Source organism: Pseudomonas citronellolis, assembly GCF_001586155.1.
GTDB lineage: Bacteria > Pseudomonadota > Gammaproteobacteria > Pseudomonadales > Pseudomonadaceae > Pseudomonas > Pseudomonas citronellolis.
The window spans coordinates 4,098,622-4,116,923 of record NZ_CP014158.1 but is presented as its reverse complement, the minus strand read 5'-3'; the positions used below and the strand labels follow the sequence as shown (position 1 = coordinate 4,116,923).

Sequence of the window (18,302 nt, the reverse complement as noted above, 5' to 3'; positions counted from 1 at the left end):
GGCAATGACGCAGACGCCCCATTGTGGAAGAGGAACAGATTTATTCCTTCTGCTCTAAAGCTGTCCGGATGGACGAGACTAGAGTGCTGAAAATAAACCTGTCTTGCACGGACACCATACCGGTGGGCACGGCTTCTCGTAGGAGCGAGCTTGCTCGCGAACAGGCTCCGCTGCGGGCTCATTCGCGAGCAAGAACCAGGCGTCTCCCCTCGATCCTACGAAGCGTCCCCGCACGGCCGGTAAGAGAGTCGCTCTTACGGCACCAGGGCGGGCCATGCAGGTTGGCGTACCGGACTCGGACCGGCGCATCCGAAGATGCCCCGCACGGCCCCCATGGCGGGCATCCACGATAAGGCGCGCTGATCCCGTCCCGAATGCCTTGATGGAAGAGGTGGTATAAAAATATAATGCGAGTCATTCGCATATGATGGAATGCCACTCCATGCACGCTACTGTCGCTACAGAGGATCAGCTGCTGCTCGGCCGGCTGTACCAGGACCACCACGGATGGCTGCGCGGATGGCTCCATCGTCGATTGGGCAACCGTTGCGATGCGGCCGACCTGGCCCAGGATACCTTCGTCCGGTTGCTCGTTTCGCCCGCTGCGCTGCAGCAGCCCATCGCGACGCCGCGAGCCTACCTGCTGACCATCGCCCGGCGGCTGGTGATCAATCTCTACCGTCGGCGCTCGCTGGAGCAGGCGTATCTGGAAGTCCTGGCCAGCCTGCCGGAGGCGTGCACGCCTTCGCTGGAGCATCAGGCTCTGGTGCTCGAAGCCCTGCATGAGGTCAACGCGGTACTGGCCCGCCTGCCGAGCAAGGCACGCCAGGCATTCCTCCTGTACCAGCTCGAAGGGCTCACCCAGGATGCCATCGCCCAGCGGTTGGGCGTGAGCGTACGTAGCGTTCAGCGCTATCTCGCGCTGGCTTTCGAAGAGTGCATCGTGCTGGCGGCGGAAGTGCCGGAGCACCCGTGAGCGCGCAACCCATCGACCGTGATATCGCTCGCCAGGCTGCGCGCTGGTATGTGCGCCTTCAGGGGCCGCGCGTCAGCGAGGCGCAACGTCGCGATTGCGAGCGCTGGCGCGCAGCCGACCCGGAGCACGAACGCGCCTGGCAGTTGGCGGAGGGCTTCAACCGGCGACTGGGGCTGATCCCGCCTCAGCTGGGGCTTGAAACGCTGGATCGTTCCCATGCCGCTACGCGCCGACAGGCCCTCAAGTTGCTCGCGCTGCTGCTGGCAACGGCGCCTGCAGCCTTGCTGATTCGCCGTACGCAGTCCTGGCAGCAGCTCAATGCCGATGTTCGCAGCGGGGTAGGCGAGCAGCGCCAGATGTCTCTGGCCGACGGCACGCAGATTCATCTCAATACCGACAGCGCAGTCGATGTGGCCTTCGACGGTGCGAGCCGGCGGGTACGGCTGGTTGCAGGCGAGGTGCTGATCATCACCGCCAAGGACCCGGCCGGCAGACCCTTCATTGTGGAAACTGCCCAGGGCGAGATCGAGCCCATCGGCACGCGCTTCCTGGTACGGCAATGGCCCGAGGACAGCCAGGTTGCGGTGCTCGAAGGCGCGGTGAAGCTGAACTCGCGGGCTGGAGAATCCCAGCTGCTGAAGGCCGGCGAACAGGCGAGATTCAACGCTCGGCATGTGGGCGGCGTCGAGCCGCTCGATGTACGCATCGCCGATTGGACCCGAGGCGTGATCAAGGCCGAGCGTATGAGCCTGGCAAGCTTCGCCGCCGAACTGGGGCGATACCGGCCCGGCCTGTTGCGCTGCGACCCCGAGGTTGCGCAACTGGAAGTCTCCGGGGCGTTTCAACTGCACGACACCGACCAGGCGCTCCATGCGTTGACCCAGGTGCTGCCGGTGGAAATCCGCTATCGCACCCGTTACTGGGTCACCATCGCGCCCCTTTCCAGCTGATCGGCCCAGCTGATTGGCGCTGCCGAACTTATTTTGTCGCCTTTTTCGTCTCTCGCGTGTCACCCGAGCACACAACGAAAAAACATGCTCGACACAGGGAGTCACTCATGCAGCTTCACCCCTTCGCTTCGCGCCGCGCAGCACGACCCAGCGAACTCGCCCAGGCATTGCGCGCCGCTGCGCTCGGGCTGTGCCTGGGCCCGATCAGCTTCGTCGCGTCCGCGCAGGCCGACACCTCCGATCAGGCCAGTCGGCAACGCCACTTCGAGATAGCCCCTGGCCCGCTGGGCGCTGCGCTGGCGGAGTTCGCGAGCCAGGCGGGCATCACACTGCCGCTGCAGCCGCAGCGGGTACAGGGGCTGAAGAGTCGAGGCCTGAGCGGCGATGCCGACGTCGACACCGGCCTGAGCCGGCTGCTCGAGGGGACTGGACTGCGCGCCTCACGGCAGGGCGACGGCCTCTATGTCCTGCGTCCGGTAGCCGAGGCCGAGCAGCCACTGAAGATGGACAGCAGCGAAATCATGGGCGTTCGCCAGGATGGCCTGACCGAGGGAACGGGCTCCTATACGACCGGCGCCATGCAGACCGCCACCAAGCTGAACCTCTCGCTGCGTGAAACGCCGCAGTCGGTCACGGTGATGACTCGCCAGCGCCTCGACGACCAGGCCCTGGCCGACCTCAACGACGTTGTGCAGAACACCCCGGGCATGGTCATCCGGCGCACGGGGCCGGAGCGTTCCACCTACTACGCCCGCGGCTTTGCGCTCGACAACATCATGTACGACGGCCTGCCCACCAGCCTCGACAGTTCCCAGCTGTCCCAGGACCTGCTTTCCGCAGACATGGCCATGTACGACCGGGTGGAGGTGGTGCGCGGCGCCACCGGCCTGATGCAGGGCGCCGGAAACCCGGCCGCGGCCATCAACCTGGTTCGCAAGCGTCCTACGCCAACGTTCCAGGCCAGCATCCAGGGCAGCGCCGGCACCTGGGATCGCTACCGCACCGACGTCGACCTGTCCGGCCCGCTGACCGACAACGGCGCTGTGCGCGGTCGCCTGGTCACCGCCTACCAGACCCAGGGCAGCTTCCGCGACTCGCTGGATAACGAGCGGAACCTGTTCTACGGGATCGTAGAGGCCGACCTGAACGACAGCACCACCCTGACGCTCAGCGCTTCGCGCCAGCAGGACGACTACAACGGCAACGGCTGGACCGGCCTGCCGGTGGGCTTCGACGGCAGCGACCTGAAGCTGTCGCGCTCCACTTCTCTGAGCAATGACTGGGAGTACTGGAACAAGACCAGCACCTCCGCATATGCCGCCATCGAGCACGCCCTGGACAACGGCTGGAAACTCAACCTGTCGGCCACCAAGTCCTGGGCCGACCTGGACATGCTGGGCACCTACATACTGGGGCGCACCGCCACCCAGACCTATGACCAGTACGTGGGCGCCGGCCACTATCGGGAAAGCCAGAACAGCTTCGATGCCTACGCCAGCGGCCCGTTCCGCCTGATGGACCGCGACCACGAACTGGTGTTCGGTGCCAGCCATCGCCGCGTGGTGTTCAATGGCGACGTGCCGGTAAACGTGCTGCTGCACAGCAATATCGATATCTACAACTGGAACGGCGACACCCCGAAAATCGCCAGCCAGACCAAATACGGCTGGCAGAACACCAACGCCAAGCTCAACAGCGTTTACGCCACCACCCGCCTGAACCTGGCCGACCCATTGAAACTGATTCTGGGCAGCCGCCTGGACTGGTACGAAAACGATACCAGCGCCCCCTACAAAGGCACCGAGACCGAACTCAAGGTCAACCGCCACGTCACCAAGTACGCGGGCCTGATCTATGACCTGGACGCGCATCACTCGGTGTACGTCAGCTACACCGACATCTTCAAGCCGCAGAGTTACTTCGACACCTCAGGCTCGGTCATCGAACCCATCACCGGCAAGAACTACGAGCTGGGCATCAAGGGCGAGTATTTCGACGGCGCCCTGAACGCCTCGGCCGCCATCTTCCAGCTGGACCAGGAAAACCGCGCCAAGGCCATCACCGACCAGAGCCTTTGCCCCAGCTATCCCACCACTTCCTGCTACGAGGCGGCCGGCGAGGTGCGCAGCAAAGGCATCGAACTGGAACTGCAAGGGCAGCTCACGCCCAACTGGCAACTGGGCGCCGGCTACACCTTCACCGAAGCCAAATACCGCAAGGATGCGAACAAGTCCAACGAAGGTCGCCTGTTCGATACCGACATCCCGCGACACCTGTTCAAGATGAGCACCACCTACACCCTGCCAGGCGCGCTCGACCAATGGCGCATTGGTAGTTCCCTGTACCGGCAGAACCGCATCTACAACAAAGGCACCACCTACATGATCGAGCAGGACGCCTACACGCTGGTGGACTTCATGCTGGGGTTCAAGCCGACTGCCCATATCGATGCGCAGCTGAACCTGAACAATGCGTTCGACAAGAAGTACTACAACTCCTTGAGTTCGTCTGTCACGGTGCCGAGCAATGTGTATGGGGAGCCGCGGAATCTGATGTTGTCGGTGAAGTACAGTTTTTGAAGCGGCCGCGGGCGCAGGCCTGACCGTGTGGAGAAGCGCAGGAGGCCCATGGACGCCTGGCATCAGCCGGCTTAGCGCTTGGCATCGCGGCGGTATGGCTGCCATGGGGGCGGAAGCTGACGATTACCGAGGTCTGCTTTCGGCCCCATAGCCGACATCGACTCAATGGCCGCTGTTATGAATGAGCCAAGCGATGAATGCTACGAAGGGAGCAAACAGAATCAGGCCGCCGACAACTTCTGCCCAGCCATAGGCAAAGCCGCTTTCACCCTTGAACCGGCCACCGCTCAGAAATCCCAACACACGGACACCGATACGATGCGCCAGATAGTGGACTATGAAGTCTGCGATGAAGTCCATTCTGCTTTCCTGGTCGATGCTCGCCTTCTCAGAGCAGGGACGAACGCCAGTGAAGCATAGCGCTCAAGCAGTCGGCTGCGAATGACCATTGCTTCTGGCCGTTAGCAGACACTCAAAGCCGAATCCGTTTCCGCTGGCTGTCAGTGCAGCGTGGGGAAGCGCTCTTTCACCAGCGCCTGGGCCTGATGGGCCATCTGGTCAAGCAGGCGGTCGCGTTTTTTCTCGGCATCGGCCATGGCCTTCCGGCCGTGTTGCTGCACCAGGTAGGCGTGGATCTGCCGCACTTCCTTGGACTGATAGATCGGGGCCAGGTCCTGCACCGCGACCATGCCGTCGGAGCGGTGATCGCGGGTGTTGAGCAGCACGTGCGGCCCTTGTGCGGCCAGGACCTTAAAGCCCATCGACTCGAAGGCTGGCACCTTGCTCGCCGCGCAGGCGAGTTCGACGTGGGGCCGATGGCCGGCCACCTGTTGCAGCATGGCCCGCGCGATGCCGTGCCGGCGATGGCTGGCCGTGACGGCGAGGTAGGCCAGCGTGCAGGCCTGGGCATCATCCTGGCTCGGCAGGTACAGGGCAAAACCCAGGACCTGGGAGGGATCCTCGTCGTCTAGGGCCAGGACCAACCGCGCGCTGCTGTCCACGGCGCGGTCCATGGCCTGTAGATACAGGTGCACCTCGTAGCCGATCACGTACTGGTACAGCTGGTAGAGCGGATTGCTGGGCGTCAGCGGCACCGGGCTGATATCGCTGAAGTAGTCCACCACCATTTGCAGAACCTGATTCTTCAGGGACTCCGGCGGCGGTGTGTCCAGGGTTACGAGGGTAAACATCTGAAGCTGGCTCCGGGCGTGCCCGATTGGGGGAGATCGGCGCGGGCGCCATTGTAGCGCCCATGCGTGCCGAGCGTTGCAGCCGTTGGCGGAGTTCGGCGCGTAGGGCGAATAACGCTCCGCGTTATCCGCCGTTTGGCCTTGGTTGAACCCCGCTCGGGGCGGGCTTGGGCATCTTGGGTGGGAACGCCAGGACCGGCCACGGTGTTGGCGATGAGAAAGGTGTAACGGCGGATAACCGCGAACGGTTATCCGCCCTACGCCCGGTCCGTCGTAGGAGCGGGCCCTGCCCGCGATTTCGCGCGCAGGGCGCGCTCCTACAGGGGGAATGGCGTGGGTGTGGTGGGTCGGGCACGGCTTCTGGCTTCTGGCTTCTCGTAGGAGCGAGCTTGCTCGCGAACAGATTCCGCAGCGGGGGTTCATTCGCGAGCAAGCTCGCTCCTACGAAGAGCACCTCGGCATCGCCTCAACTCTCCCGCCTGACCTTGGCCCCCGCCTTCAACCACGGCAGGAACCCATGCAGGAAGCGCGTGGTCGCCGGCATGAAGTAGCTGCCATGGTGGTAGCACGGATCCAGGGTGGAGACGATCATCCGCCCCGCCGTGGTGACGCTGTCGTCGTAGAGCACCGAGCCGCCGTCCACGGTGTTCACCAGGGAGATGGCGCCTTCCGGCGGCTGCAGTTCGCCGTGGCGGTGCCAGGTGGCGGCGGCCAGGTCGAGGTGGGCGAACAGGCCGTGGTCGGCGGCGCCCAGGCGCAGGCCGGAGTCGGCGCCGGGTTGCAGCCACCACCAGAAGTTGGTTTCGCAGGGGCGCCAGCGCACGCCTTGCAGCCAGAGGTCGGCGCGGCTTTCGCCCAGGGCCACCACCAGTTTTCCGGCGGCGAGGAAGGCAGCGATGGTGTCTTGCGCGGCTATCAGGTCCTCGGGGTTCTGCCGGCTGGCGACGTACAGGCAGTCGATGTCGTCGAGGTCGGCGCCGGGCAGTTCCGGGGCATAGAGGTTGCTGTGGAAGCAGGGGCGTAGCTGCGGGTCGTTGTAGGTGGCGTGGTGGTAGTAGGTGCCACCGTCGACGAAGGCGATTCGCATGCTTTCACTCCTGTTCCGGGTAGATGGCGGCGGGCGCGCCGGCGCGCACCCAGTCCAGCAGCTGCGGGGCGATGCGCGCCGCGCTGGTGTCGTCGTTGATGTACATCCACAGGTTGTTGCCGCTGTGCATGAACACCTGCCCGCCATCCGGCCGCTGCCATACCCAGTCGATGGGCGAGCCGTCGACGCGCAGGCGGTGCAGCACCACGGCGCCGGGCGGCGGCGGGTTGGCGCCGCGGGCGTAGAAGCCGGCCACGCCGCGGCGGTAGCTGAGGTCGTGGCAGTCCACGCCGTCGAACACCGGGTGCGGGTTCACGCGTTCCACTTCCAGCTCCTTCACGCCGCGCCGTGGCGCCACGACGAAGTCGGCCAGGCCGTCGAAGATCGGGTAGACCAGGTGGCCGTTGAACACCAGGGTGCCGCCGGCGTCGAGGTGGCGGCGCAGGGCGTCGCGGTGGGCGAGGAGGGCGCGCTGGTCGACGTGGCCCTCGACGAGGATGGCGCTGCGCCCAGCGAAGTGCTCGTCGGTCATCTGGCGCAGCGACAGGGAGTCGATGCCGAGCGCTTCCAGGCGCGCGGCGAAGGCCGGCAGTTCATGGGAGACGGCTCGGATGTGGAGGATGCTGCTCATGGCTGTTCACGGTTCTCCTGTGGGAGTTGGGAAAAGATCGGGACCGCCGTGCCGCTCTGCGGCAGCTCGTCCAGGCGGACCCGGCGTACGGGGATGCGGTACAGGCGCGACAGCGCCGTTTCGTCCATCACCTGCGCCGGCTCGCCGAAGGCGTGGGCGCCTTCGTTGAACAGCAGCAGGGCGTGGCTGGCGAACTCCAGCGCGTGTTGCGGGGCGTGGGTGCTGAACACCAGGGTGATGCCGGCGCCGGCCAGTTCCGCCAGCAGGCGCAGGGTCAGGGCCTGGTTGTGCCAGTCCATGGCCGCGGTGGGTTCGTCCAGCAGCAGGATGTCGGCCTCGGCGGCCAGGGCGCGGGCCAGCAGCACCAGCTGGCGCTCGCCGCCGGACAGCGAGGCGAAGGCGCGGTCCGCCAGGTGCGCCGCCTCCACGCGCTCCAGGGCGCGGTGGGCGGCGGCGTAGTCGTCGCGGCCGGCGGCGCGTAGCAGGGAGATGCTCGCGGAGCGCCCGAGCAGGACCATCTCCAGGGCGCTCATCGGCAGCGCCGGGTGCACTTCCTGGGGCACGAAGCCCAGGCGGCCGCGGCGTTCGACGTGGCCACGGCTGGGCGTGAGGCTGCCGGCCAGGATTTTCAGCAGGGTGGACTTGCCGGCGCCGTTGCCGCCCAGCAGCGCGCAGAGGGCGCCGCGCGGCAGCGCAAGGTCGAGGCCGCGCAGCAGCGGGCGGCTGTCGTAGGCGTGGTGCAGGTCGTGGCAACGCAGGGCGATTTCAGCCATGCAGGGTTCCCCCCAGGCGGCGGATGAGGAAGGCGAACAGCGGCGCGCCGAGCAGTGCGGTGAGCACGCCCAGGGGCACTTCCAGCTGGGTGAGGGTGCGCGCCAGGGTGTCCACCAGGATCAGGTAGGTGGCGCCGGCCAGCGCGGTGTTGAGCAGGAAGCCGCGGTGGTCGCTGCCGCAGCCCATGCGCACCAGGTGCGGCACCACCAGGCCGACCCAGCCGACCACGCCGCACACCGCCACGCTGGAGGCGGCGATCACGCCGACGGCGAGCAGGGCCAGCAGGCGCACGCGCTGCACCGGTACGCCGAGGCTGCGCGCATCGCTGTCGCCGACCGACAGCGCCATCAGGTGGAAGCGCAGGCCGTAGAGCACGGCCAGGCTGAGGCCGATGCAGGGCAGGGCGATCAGCAGCTTGCCGGTGTCGGCCGCGGACAGGCTGCCCATCAGCCAGAAGACGATGGCCGGCAGCTGGTTCTGCGGGTCGGCCACCAGCTTGATCAGCGACACGCCGGAGGCGAACACGGCGCTGACCACGATGCCGGCCAGCACCAGCAGCACCGTGCTGCTGCCACGGCTGCCGCGCCCGCCGGCCAGCCAGTAGACCGCCAGCAGGGCCAGCAGGCCCCAGACCAGCGCACCGGTGACCACCGGCCAGCCGTCGCCGGCGAGCAGGAAGGCCAGCACGCCGCCGAACGCCGCACCGGACGACACGCCGAGCAGTTGCGGCTCGGCCAGCGGGTTGCGGAACAGCGCCTGCAGCGCCGCCCCGGCCCCGGCCAGGCCGGCGCCGACCACCGCGGCCAGCAGCACCCGCGGCAGGCGCACGCCTTCCACCACGCGTTGCTGCATGGCGTTCCAGCCGCCTTCGCCGAACAGCGGCGCGAAGAGGATGCGCAGCACGGTCCAGGGCTCGATGGCGTAGCGCCCGGCGCCCAGGGCGAGCACCGCGGCCAGCAGCAGGGCGAGCAGCAACAGCGGCGTGGCCAGGCGTTGGCGCAGGTTCATCGGGCCTCCCCGGCGAACAGCGCGCGGTAGTGGGCGCTGTCGCCGTTGCCGGCGAGCTTGAGCAGGTCGTCGAGGTCGGCCGGGCTCATGGCGTAGCCGTAGAGCAACTGGTAGGCCTCGGTGATGCGCTGGCGCAGGCCGGGTTCGGCCCGTTCGGGGTGGAACAGGCTGGTCAGCCAGTCCAGCGCCAGGGGCGTTTCCTGGCTCGGCGGGTCCCAGCGGAAGCCGCCGTGGGGGTAGCTGTAGACGCGCCGCTCGCGCACCGCGGCCAGGCCGGCGAGGCGGCTGTCGCCATAGAGTTCGGCCGGGGCCAGGCCCGGTTCGAAGTTGTTCAGCAGCACCACCTGCGGGTCCCACACCAGCAACTGCTCGACGTCCACCGGGGCGAAGCCGGGGATGCCGGCGGCGACGTTGCTGCCCCCGGCCAGGCGGATGTCGCCGTCCATGCTGGTGCCGGCGCCGGCGGCGATCAGCCCCGAGCGCGTGCGCTGCAGGTACAGCACCCGCGGCCGCTGCGCCGCGGGGATGCCCGCTGCGCGCGTGGCGATGGCCTGGCGCCGCGCCTCGAACCACTGCGCCAGGCGCTCGCCACGCTCGGGCTTGCCGAGGGCGGCGCCGACCAGCCGCAGCCAGCCGGCGGCCAGGGCGCTGTCGCCGTAGCGCAGGGTGATCACCGGGATGCCCAGGGCGCTGATCGGGCGGACGATGTCGTCGCCGCGGTCGCCCCACTGGAACACCAGGTCCGCGCCGGTGGCGGCCAGCGCCTCGACGTTGGGCACGAAGCCTTCGCCGGCCACCTGCGAGGGCACCTGCTGCGCCTGCGGGTACATGCGCCCGAGCAGGCCGTGCTCGAAGTCGGCGCGGCTGGCCGAGTTCATCCCGGCCAGGCGTTGCGGGCCGCCGTCCACGGCCATGATCATCGACGCCAGCGGGATGGGGATGGCCACCAGGTGCTCGACCCGCGCCGGCAGTTCCACGCTGCGGCCGCTCTGGTCGACGACCTGGGCGGCCAGCGCCGGGGCGGCGCCGAGCAGGGCCAGCAGCAGTGCGATGGGGCGCCGCATCAGTAGTCCACCGACAGCTTGACCACCAGGGCGCGGCCCGGCTCCACCAGCGGGTTGCCCACCAGGTCGTTGGGGTAGGCCAGGTTCTCCGCCACCGTGGGGTTGCGGCCCACGCGGTCGAACAGGTTCTCCACCCCGCCCATCAGCTTCCAGTCCTGCCAGCCGTTGCCGAGCACGCGGTCCAGGTCGATGCCGGCGTACAGGTCGACCATGGCGTAGCTGGAGGTCTCGCGTTCCTGCTTCTCGTCGATGTGGTGCTTGCCCTGGTAGGCGCGCACCACGCCCTCGCCGTACCAGTGGCCGGTGTCGTAGCGCAGCTTGAGGTTGCCGGTGAGCGGGGCGATGTAGGGCAGGTCCTGGTCGGTCTTGTCGTCGCGGCCGCGGGTCAGGGTGGCGGCGTAGCCCAGGCTCCAGCGTTCGGCCAGCTGCGTGCGGCCGTCCAGCTCCAGGCCGCGGATGGTGGCCTTGGCCACGTTCTGCCGCTGGTAGAGGGTGGAGTCCAGGCGCACCAGGCTGATCAGGTCCTTGTACTTGCTCTGGTAGGCGGTGAGGTTCAGCTGGCTGCGCTCGCCGTACCAGCGCACGCCGGCCTCGGCGGTGACGTTGGTTTCCGGGTCGAGGTCCGGCGAGGGCAGCGTCGGCTGGGTGCCGGCGGTGCTGGAGATGGTCAGCTCGTTGCCCGAGGGCGCGCGGAAGCCGCGGCTGAGGTTGCCCACCAGGTGCCAGGCCGGGGTCAGCCGGTACACCGCGCCCAGGCTGCCGGTGACGGCGTAGTGGCGCTGGTCGGTGTTGCCGCGGTAGGCGTTGGCCAGGCTCGCGGCCTCGCCGGCGAAGGTGTCGCCGATGTCCACGTCGACCACGTCGCCGCGCAGCGCGCCGGTGAACGACCAGCGTTCGTCGAAGCGCCAGTCGTCGTTGACGAACAGGCCCAGGTTGGTCTGCTCGGAGTCGCGCTCCATCTGGTTCCAGCCGCTGTCGGAGAGCAGCGCGCCGGTGCTGCGGTTGTAGCGCCGGGCGTTGTTCTCGCGGCCGTCGAAGCGCTCGTTGAAGAAGTCGCCGCCGTAGCTGAGGTTGTGTTCGCCCAACTGCTTCATGGCGGTCAGGTGGCCGCCCCAGACGGTGGGGGTGTAGACCTTGATGTGGGCGAAGGCGTCGACCGTGGCGACGGTGCTGTTGCGTTGGTAGATGTCGGTCTCGAAGTCGCGCACGTAGAGGCTGCTGTCCAGGCTGTCGGCCCAGGCGCCGACGTTGTAGTTCTGGTAGCCCAGGCGCAGGTAGCGCTCGGTGATCGGGTCTTCGCGCACGTCCATGAAGGGCTCGCCCGGCGCCGCGCCGAGGCCGCCGGCGCGCTTGCTGACCACCCGCTGGTAGCGCCCGGAGAGTTCCCAGCGCGAATCGCTGTCGGGGCTGTAGCCGATGGCGAAGTCGCCGCCGAGCGAGCTGTAGCCGCTGTTGCTGGCGTCGCCGATGGGGGTGGAATAGTCGCTGGCGCTGCGCTGGTTGACGCCCAGCAGCACGTCGAAGCCGTTGCCGCCGCCGACCATCTCGGCACGCCCGCCGAACATGCTGTTGCCGCTGTTCCATTCCAGGGCGCGTAGCTTTGGCGTCAGCTCGAAGCTCTGCGTGGGGTCGACCTTGGCCCGCCGGGTGACGATGTTGACCACGCCGTTCATGGCGTCGGAGCCATAGAGCGCCGAGGCGGGGCCGCGGATGATCTCGATGCGTTCGATCGAGTCCGGGTCGATCATGTTGAATTCCAGGGTGCTGCGGCCACGGTAGCGGTCGCCGTCGATGGCCAGGATCGAGCGCCCCGAGTTGCTGTTGAAGCCGCGTACCACCAACTGCCCGCCAAGGCCGCCGCTGCGGGCGAACTCGATGCCGGGGATTTCCGCCAGCAGGCTCTGGATGCCGCCGCTGCCGACGCGCTCGCGGACCTGCTCGCCGCTGATCACGGTCAGGGTGCGCGGCGAATCCTCGGCCGCCGCCGAGGAGCGGGTGGCGGTCACCGTCAGGCTTTCCAGCTCTTTATTGTCTTCCGCCTGGGCCAGCGGGCTCAGGGTGAACAGGCCGCTCAGGGCGGGTGCCAACAACACTGCACGATAGGACTTCAGAACCACGATCAATGCCTCCCCCAAGGATGGTGTGCGCCCTTAGCAAAAGAGCTGCACGCTGTAAATGACATGAATTATCATTTGCGAATAATCCACCTTTGCGGGCTTGTATCAAATGAGAAATGTCAAGAGTGGCCTGTCGCTGGCCCGCGAACTGCTCGCCGGCCACCCGCTGCTGGGCGCGCAGCCGGAGGCGCTGCGCGAAAGCCTGCTGGCGGACGCCAGCCTGTGCGCGCTGGAGGAGGGCGAGGCGGTGTTCAGCCAGGGCCAGTCGGCGCTGTTCTGGTACGTGGTGCTGGAGGGCCGCATCGATACCCTGCGCTACGGCATGGACGGCGAGGAGCGGGTGATCCAGCACGTGGGCCGCGGCCAGTTGCTGGCGCCCATCGTGATGTTCATGCCGCAGCGGCAATACCCGGTGGGCACCCGCGCGGCCATGCCGAGCCTGCTGTGCCGCCTGCACCGGGAAAACCTGCGCCGCGCCTGCCTGGAACACCCGCCCCTGGCGCTGGACATGCTGGACATAGCCGGCCAGGCGCTGAGTTCGAGGATCGACGACGTCGACAGCCTCGCCGGCTTCAACGCGCCGCAACGCCTGGCGACCTACCTGCTGCGCCTGCCACGCCGCCCGGGGCAGAGCATCGAACTGCCGCTGAGCCAGCGCCAACTGGCTGCCAAGCTGGGCGTGCGCGCGGAAACCCTGAACCGCCTGCTGGCCGAATGGCAACGGCAGGGTGTGCTGGAAGGCAAAAGGCGGCAATGGCGGATCGCCGAGATCGAGGTGCTGGAGGCGCAGGCGCGGAGTTGACGGAGCTGATGGCGTGCCGGGTCTGACTGCAGGTGGTGCTTCCCGGTGGCGCTGGTGTCTCGGGTTGACTCCGTTCCCTCACCCCAACCCTCTCCCGCAAGCGGGAGAGGGGGCTGTCCGGCATGGCCGGGAGGTTTGGCGTCAACCTGTAGCGGGCCCTGCCCGCGATTCGCGCGCAGGGCGGGCTCCTACATGGGGCTCGGTGTGAGGGTGTCTATTGGGTTCCCGCGTTCGCGGAAATGACGAGGATAGCTAGGCGTATCAGGATGACACTGAACTCGCCGAACGCTCCGAACGGCCCCCTCTCCCTTCAGGGAGAGGGTTGGGGAGAGGGGACGGAGTTTATCCAAACATCAATGGCGCCCGGGAAGCGCCATTCGCGAGCAAGCTCGCTCCTACGAAGGGCGCCTCGGCGCAGCCTGCAAGCCAGTTGCTCCTACAGGATCGATATGAAGCGAAGCGCCACCCACCACCAGCGGCTGACGCTTCGCATCACGTTCCCTACGCCCGGCCGCCTCTCTCAGCCGCGGCATACAACCGCTCTGCATCGGCCGCCAGGTACTCCAGGGCGCTGAAGGTGCCGTCCAGCACATCCTCACCAGGCGCCCCCAGGTCCGGCGCGCCAGCCAGCAGGCGTAGCAGGTTGACCAGGGCCGATTGGCGGGCTTGGGCGGTGTCGTAGAGGTCCGACGGGGCGGTGGTGCTCGTCAGGGACGGGGTAGAGCTTGGGCTCGCCAATCAGGGAGGGCGGACCGCACAGGTTGGCGTACCGGGACAAGGGAACCGGCGCATCCGAAGATGCCCTGCGCGGCCCGCCCATAACGCAGGTGTAGCCATGCGAGACGCCGAGCGGATGCTCATGCGTCTATCGGGACGCCAATCCCGAATCGCCCTGTTGGGTGGCTGGGCAACGTTAGGGAGTTGCTAAGATGCTGTCAATTGGAATGGATGTTGAAGGAGGGCTGACCGTCCAGATGGTCTGAAGGGAAAAAGGACAGATTCACTTTCGCCACTCTAGTCCTGATCTCCAAGTAGGCTTTAGAGTAGAAAAATAAATCTACCTCCTTTTCTTCTACGTCTATGTCAATGGGCCGAATATAGGAGTTTACATGGATGCTCGACTAGCTAAATTAATTCATGATTATCAGAAGGCTGTAGAGTCCACTCTTGCTCTAATGAGGCGTTCGGGTATCTCGATGCCTTGTGGTAGTTCTCAGTGGATTGAATCAGATATTCCTGGGAGTGGCAGGCTTATTGATGGATCTGAGTATTATAAGCATGGCGCCGGCTGTGGGGTCTGTTTCTCTTCTGGAACAATAGATTTTGATTTTGGAGCGCAAGGGGAGTGTAATGTTTTTGATGCATGGAGGTTGGTTGTCTTTTCTAAAAATCGATTGTTGGAATATGGCTTCTTAAGTGATTCTGAGGTTTATAAGTGCTTTGATGAAGCTGTTGGTGAAAGTACACTCCTTCCTTTGGACTTCGATCTCTATTATGTTGCAGGCACTCCTCGCCTTTACGCCACAGATGTCGAATTCCGAGATCATGATGATTTACTGCCAAATCGGAATCATGACCCTGTCTTGACGTTGTATGCGCATTATTTTCTTGCGGCAGATCTTATGCGGAAGAACTATGAAAAGCTTAATGGGAAATGGAGTAAGGATGGAGGGCTTAATCAAGATGAAGGAGTGGATTTTAGAATTTATTTCTCTTCATGGTTGGGATTTCTTGCTGTAACTTGTGAAGGTTTTAAAGGTCTGAGTGTCAGGGTTTACTAACCCAAAATAGACCTAAAATGTTTGCTGATTTGACGGTTTTTGCAGATCCAATTGGACGTCTAATGAAGCAGCATGCTGACACACTTCGTGAGTTTAGAAATACAGTTTTTCACCTCCGTGAGAATCTTGCGGCAGCCCGAAGTTTCTTTGCTCCAGACGCTAACCGTCTTTCTTGGTCAATCGAACTGCACGATGCATTCGAGAGATTCTTTCGTGAATATCGTGTGCTTTGTGAGGTTCATTATTTACTACATGAGCGAAAGGGAGACATAACGCTATTTAAAAAACAAAAGCGTAAGAAGCTAAAAAGCAACTAGCCAGATAAAGCTTGTGATGCTGAGGGCGATTGGATGAATTTATTCTGCTCTAAAGCTGTCTTGATGGTCATGTTCGTAGGGCGCATAACCGTTCGCGGTTATCCGCCGGTGGCCTCGGTACAGGGGCCGACAGCGGATAACGCTTGGGGCGTTATGCGCCCTACGCGTTACCCGGGACATCCCATTCGCGAGCAAGCTCGCTCCTAGAGTTGATGCCGCTCAATCCCACCCGCCGGGACACCCCTTGCACCCCCGCATATTCGTCCCCTGGAAGTTCCCGAACCTCGGCTTGCTCCCCCGTAAATCCGCATCCTCCAGATTCGCCTCCGCCAACTTCACCTCCTGCAGGTTCGCATCGCGCAAATCCGCTCCCTTCAGGTCCGCACGGGACAGCCAGGTCATCTCCAGGTCCGCCGCGCGCAGGTTGGCCTGGTGCAGTTTGCCGCCGCTCAGGCGGGCGAATTCGAGGTAGGCGGCGGTCAGGTCGGCGCCTTGCCATTGGGCGCCCTGGGCGAACAGGCCCCAGGCCTGGATGGCCACCAGGCTGGCGCCGGAGAGGTCGGCGGCGCGCAGGTTGGCTTGTTGCAGGCTGGCGCGGGTGAGGTTGGCGCCGCGCAGGTTGGCTTTTTCCAGGTTGGCCAGGTCGAGGGTGGCGTGGCGCAGGTCGGCGCCTGAAAGGTCCGCGCCGGCGAGGTTCATGCGGCTGAGGTCCTGGCCTTTCAGGTCGGCGCCGCGCAGGTCGGCGCCGGGGCATTGGCTGGCGGGGGCGATGCGGCAGTGGGCGATGACGGTGGCGTCGTCGTCGGTGTCGGCGGATTCGTCGCTGGCGTGGGCCAGGCCGGCCAGCAGCAGGGCGGCGAGCAGGGTGGTGGTTTTCATGGCTTTCTCCCGGGGCATGGAAAACCGCGCCCCTGGGGGCGCGGTCGGTGGGCTCAGCGGCTGGCGGTCTTGTTGTCCCAGCTGGGCAGCTTGAACACCCAGAAGGAACCGCCCTGGGCCACCGGGCGCGTCAGGTCGGCCATGTCGCCGCCCCACAGCGGCACGGCGCCGCCGTAGCCGACGGTCACGCCGATGTACTGCTCGCCGTCCTGTTCCCAGGTGATGGGCGGGGAGACGATGCCGCTGCCGGTCTGGAACTTCCACAGTTCCTTGCCGTTCTTCGCGTCGAAGGCCTTGAGGAAGCCGTCGCCGGTGCCGGTGAACACCAGGTTGCCGGCGGTGGCCAGCACGCCGGCCCACAGCGGCAGGTGCTCCTTGTGTTCCCACACCACCTTGCCGCTGGTGGGGTCCATGGCGCGCAGGCTGCCGACGTGGTCGTCGTACATGCGCTTGATGCGGAAGCCCATGCCCAGGTAGGCGCTGCCCTTGGTGTAGCTGACTTCCTCGGTCCAGTAGTCCTCCTTCCAGTGGTTGGCCGGCACGTAGAACAGGCCGGTGTCCTGGCTGTAGGCCATGGGGTTCCAGTTCTTGCCGCCGAGGAAGGGCGGCGAGACTTCCACCGCCTTGCCGTGCTTCTGCCCCGGTTCCGGCAGCGGCGGGCGCTGGCCTTCACGCTCGACCGGGCGGCCGGTCTTCAGGTCGATGTGGCTGGCCCAGGTGATGTTGTCGACGAAGGGGAAGGCGTTCTGCAGCTTGCCGTTGCTGCGGTCGACCACGTAGAAGAAGCCGTTGCGGTCGGCGTGGGCGGTGGCCTTGACGATCTTGCCGTCCTTGGCCTTGTAGTCGAACAGCACCAGTTCGTTGTTGCCGGAGAAGTCCCAGGCGTCGTTCGGGGTGTGCTGGTAGAACCACTTCACCTCGCCGGTGCTCGGGTCCACGCCCACTTGCCCTGAGGTGTACAGGCTGTCGTAGTCGTGCGGGTTGCCGCCCTTGGCGGTGCGCGCCCAGGTGTTCCACGGGCCGGGGTTGCCGGCGCCGACGATGATGGTGTTGGTCTCGGCGTCGAAGCTGGCGCTCTGCCAGGGCGCGCCGCCGCCGTGGTTCCAGGATTCGACCTTGCCGGTGGGCGAGCTGGGGTCGTCCGGCCAGGATGGCGCCTTGACGTTGCCGGTGACGCTGCTGTCCTTGCCGTTGAGGCGGCCCATGTGGCCTTCGACGAAGGGCCGCATCCAGATTTCCTCGCCGGTGTCCGGGTCGCGGGCGAACAGGCGGCCGACCACGCCGAACTCGTCGCCCGAGCTGCCGTGGATGAGCAGCACCTTGCCGGTCTTCTGGTCCTTCACGATGGTCGGCGCGCCGGTCATGGTGTAGCCGGCGCCGTGTTCGCCGAACTTCTTCTTCCATACCACCTTGCCGGTGTTCTTGTTCAGCGCCACGACCGAGGCGTCGAGGGTGCCGAAGAAGATCTTGTCGCCGTAGATGGCGGCGCCGCGGTTGACCACGTCGCAGCACGGGCGGATGTCGTCGGGCAGGCGGTGGTTGTAGGTCCACAGGCGCTTGCCGGTCTTGGCGTCGAGGGCGAACAGCCGCGAGTAGGAGGCGGTGACGTAGATCACCCCGTCGCTGACGATGGCCTGGGATTCCTGGCCGCGCTGCTTCTCGTCGCCGAAGGAGTAGGACCAGGCCGGGGTCAGCTTGAACACGTTGTCGGCGTTGACCTGCTTGAGCGGGCTCCAGCGCTGGGCGTTGGTGCCCATGCCGTACTGCAGCACGTCGCTGGTGGTCTTGTGGTCGTTGGCGATGTCGTCCCAGCTGACGTCCTTGGCCAGCGCCGCGCCGCCGGCGCCCAGGGCGATGGCGAGGGTCAGGCTGTGCAGGGCGAGGCGCAGGGGGCCGGCAGGCGTTGGTGAAGAGGCGGGGGAGGTTCTTGTTGTCATCTTCGGGTTCCCGTTTTTGGTGTTGGGTCGAGAAACGGCGGGCCGCTGCTCGGGCCGCGGCGGTTCCATGGTGGGAGCCGGCGGCGGTGGCGGAAACGGAAAAGCTCCCGCATCGGCCGGGACAAGTTCCCGGTCGGGGCATGACTTGGGCTTGCTGCCGAAGGCCCTGGCGCGGCAGCCCTGCGCCCTAGTACGAAGGGAGTAGGCGGG

General features: G+C 65.8%; 16 protein-coding genes. 5 read left to right on the top strand and 11 right to left on the bottom strand.

Annotated elements, in window-relative coordinates; translation table 11 throughout:
* The first annotated feature begins 442 nt into the window (after positions 1–442).
* The 3 genes from PcP3B5_RS17855 (at position 443) to PcP3B5_RS17845 (ending at position 4,505) form a co-directional block, all read left to right on the top strand.
* Positions 443–976 carry a sigma-70 family RNA polymerase sigma factor gene (locus PcP3B5_RS17855; protein ID WP_061562017.1) on the top strand — a complete coding sequence of 178 codons (534 nt, stop codon included), beginning with the start codon at positions 443–445 and terminating at the stop codon, positions 974–976.
* On the top strand, positions 973–1,926 hold the full coding sequence (locus PcP3B5_RS17850; RefSeq protein WP_061562016.1) for a FecR domain-containing protein: 954 nt from the start codon (positions 973–975) through the stop codon (positions 1,924–1,926). Before PcP3B5_RS17855 ends, PcP3B5_RS17850 begins: the two co-directional genes overlap by 4 nt.
* Before the next feature lie 107 nt (positions 1,927–2,033).
* Positions 2,034–4,505, top strand: a complete 2,472-nt coding sequence (locus tag PcP3B5_RS17845) for a TonB-dependent siderophore receptor (RefSeq protein WP_061562015.1) — start codon at positions 2,034–2,036, stop codon at positions 4,503–4,505.
* A 162-nt stretch (positions 4,506–4,667) separates the two neighbouring features.
* On the opposite strand, the gene PcP3B5_RS17840 is transcribed toward PcP3B5_RS17845, so the two are convergent.
* The 8 genes from PcP3B5_RS17840 to PcP3B5_RS17805 form a co-directional block, all read right to left on the bottom strand.
* Positions 4,668–4,865 (bottom strand): hypothetical protein, encoded by a 198-nt coding sequence (locus PcP3B5_RS17840; protein WP_061562014.1) that lies wholly within the window; start codon positions 4,863–4,865, stop codon positions 4,668–4,670.
* A 140-nt stretch (positions 4,866–5,005) separates the two neighbouring features.
* Positions 5,006–5,695: a GNAT family N-acetyltransferase gene (locus PcP3B5_RS17835; protein WP_061562013.1), complete on the bottom strand. Its 690-nt coding sequence runs from the start codon at positions 5,693–5,695 to the stop codon at positions 5,006–5,008.
* A 466-nt stretch (positions 5,696–6,161) separates the two neighbouring features.
* Positions 6,162–6,782 carry a hypothetical protein gene (locus tag PcP3B5_RS17830; protein ID WP_061562012.1) on the bottom strand — a complete coding sequence of 207 codons (621 nt, stop codon included), beginning with the start codon at positions 6,780–6,782 and terminating at the stop codon, positions 6,162–6,164.
* 4 nt (positions 6,783–6,786) lie between these two features.
* The gene (locus PcP3B5_RS17825) at positions 6,787–7,413 is read right to left on the bottom strand and encodes a hypothetical protein (RefSeq protein ID WP_061562011.1); all 627 of its coding nucleotides are present in this window, start codon (positions 7,411–7,413) and stop codon (positions 6,787–6,789) included.
* Positions 7,410–8,186, bottom strand: a complete 777-nt coding sequence (locus PcP3B5_RS17820) for an ABC transporter ATP-binding protein (protein WP_061562010.1) — start codon at positions 8,184–8,186, stop codon at positions 7,410–7,412. The genes PcP3B5_RS17825 and PcP3B5_RS17820 overlap by 4 nt, the downstream gene beginning before the upstream one ends.
* Positions 8,179–9,195 carry a FecCD family ABC transporter permease gene (locus PcP3B5_RS17815; protein ID WP_070065504.1) on the bottom strand — a complete coding sequence of 339 codons (1,017 nt, stop codon included), beginning with the start codon at positions 9,193–9,195 and terminating at the stop codon, positions 8,179–8,181. The genes PcP3B5_RS17820 and PcP3B5_RS17815 overlap by 8 nt, the downstream gene beginning before the upstream one ends.
* Positions 9,192–10,259: an ABC transporter substrate-binding protein gene (locus tag PcP3B5_RS17810; protein ID WP_061562009.1), complete on the bottom strand. Its 1,068-nt coding sequence runs from the start codon at positions 10,257–10,259 to the stop codon at positions 9,192–9,194. The genes PcP3B5_RS17815 and PcP3B5_RS17810 overlap by 4 nt, the downstream gene beginning before the upstream one ends.
* Positions 10,259–12,349 carry a TonB-dependent receptor gene (locus tag PcP3B5_RS17805; RefSeq protein WP_203228501.1) on the bottom strand — a complete coding sequence of 697 codons (2,091 nt, stop codon included), beginning with the start codon at positions 12,347–12,349 and terminating at the stop codon, positions 10,259–10,261. The genes PcP3B5_RS17810 and PcP3B5_RS17805 overlap by 1 nt, the downstream gene beginning before the upstream one ends.
* A 136-nt stretch (positions 12,350–12,485) precedes the next feature.
* Between PcP3B5_RS17805 and PcP3B5_RS17800 the strand changes: the two genes are divergently transcribed.
* Entirely contained in the window at positions 12,486–13,178 is a 693-nt protein-coding gene (locus PcP3B5_RS17800) for a Crp/Fnr family transcriptional regulator (protein ID WP_061562008.1), read from the top strand.
* A 501-nt stretch (positions 13,179–13,679) separates the two neighbouring features.
* Here PcP3B5_RS17800 and PcP3B5_RS17795 read toward each other — a convergent pair.
* The gene (locus PcP3B5_RS17795) at positions 13,680–13,916 is read right to left on the bottom strand and encodes a hypothetical protein (RefSeq protein ID WP_061562007.1); all 237 of its coding nucleotides are present in this window, start codon (positions 13,914–13,916) and stop codon (positions 13,680–13,682) included.
* Between the two features lie 371 nt (positions 13,917–14,287).
* On the opposite strand from PcP3B5_RS17795, the gene PcP3B5_RS32025 reads away from it, so the two are divergent.
* Positions 14,288–14,959 carry a DUF6896 domain-containing protein gene (locus PcP3B5_RS32025; protein ID WP_203228500.1) on the top strand — a complete coding sequence of 224 codons (672 nt, stop codon included), beginning with the start codon at positions 14,288–14,290 and terminating at the stop codon, positions 14,957–14,959.
* Between the two features lie 536 nt (positions 14,960–15,495).
* Here PcP3B5_RS32025 and PcP3B5_RS17785 read toward each other — a convergent pair.
* Together PcP3B5_RS17785 and exaA are read right to left on the bottom strand one after the other, a co-directional pair.
* Entirely contained in the window at positions 15,496–16,155 is a 660-nt protein-coding gene (locus PcP3B5_RS17785; protein ID WP_061562005.1) for a pentapeptide repeat-containing protein, read from the bottom strand.
* Between the two features lie 53 nt (positions 16,156–16,208).
* The gene (gene exaA / locus PcP3B5_RS17780) at positions 16,209–18,092 is read right to left on the bottom strand and encodes a quinoprotein ethanol dehydrogenase (protein WP_061562004.1); all 1,884 of its coding nucleotides are present in this window, start codon (positions 18,090–18,092) and stop codon (positions 16,209–16,211) included.
* Positions 18,093–18,302 lie beyond the last annotated feature (210 nt).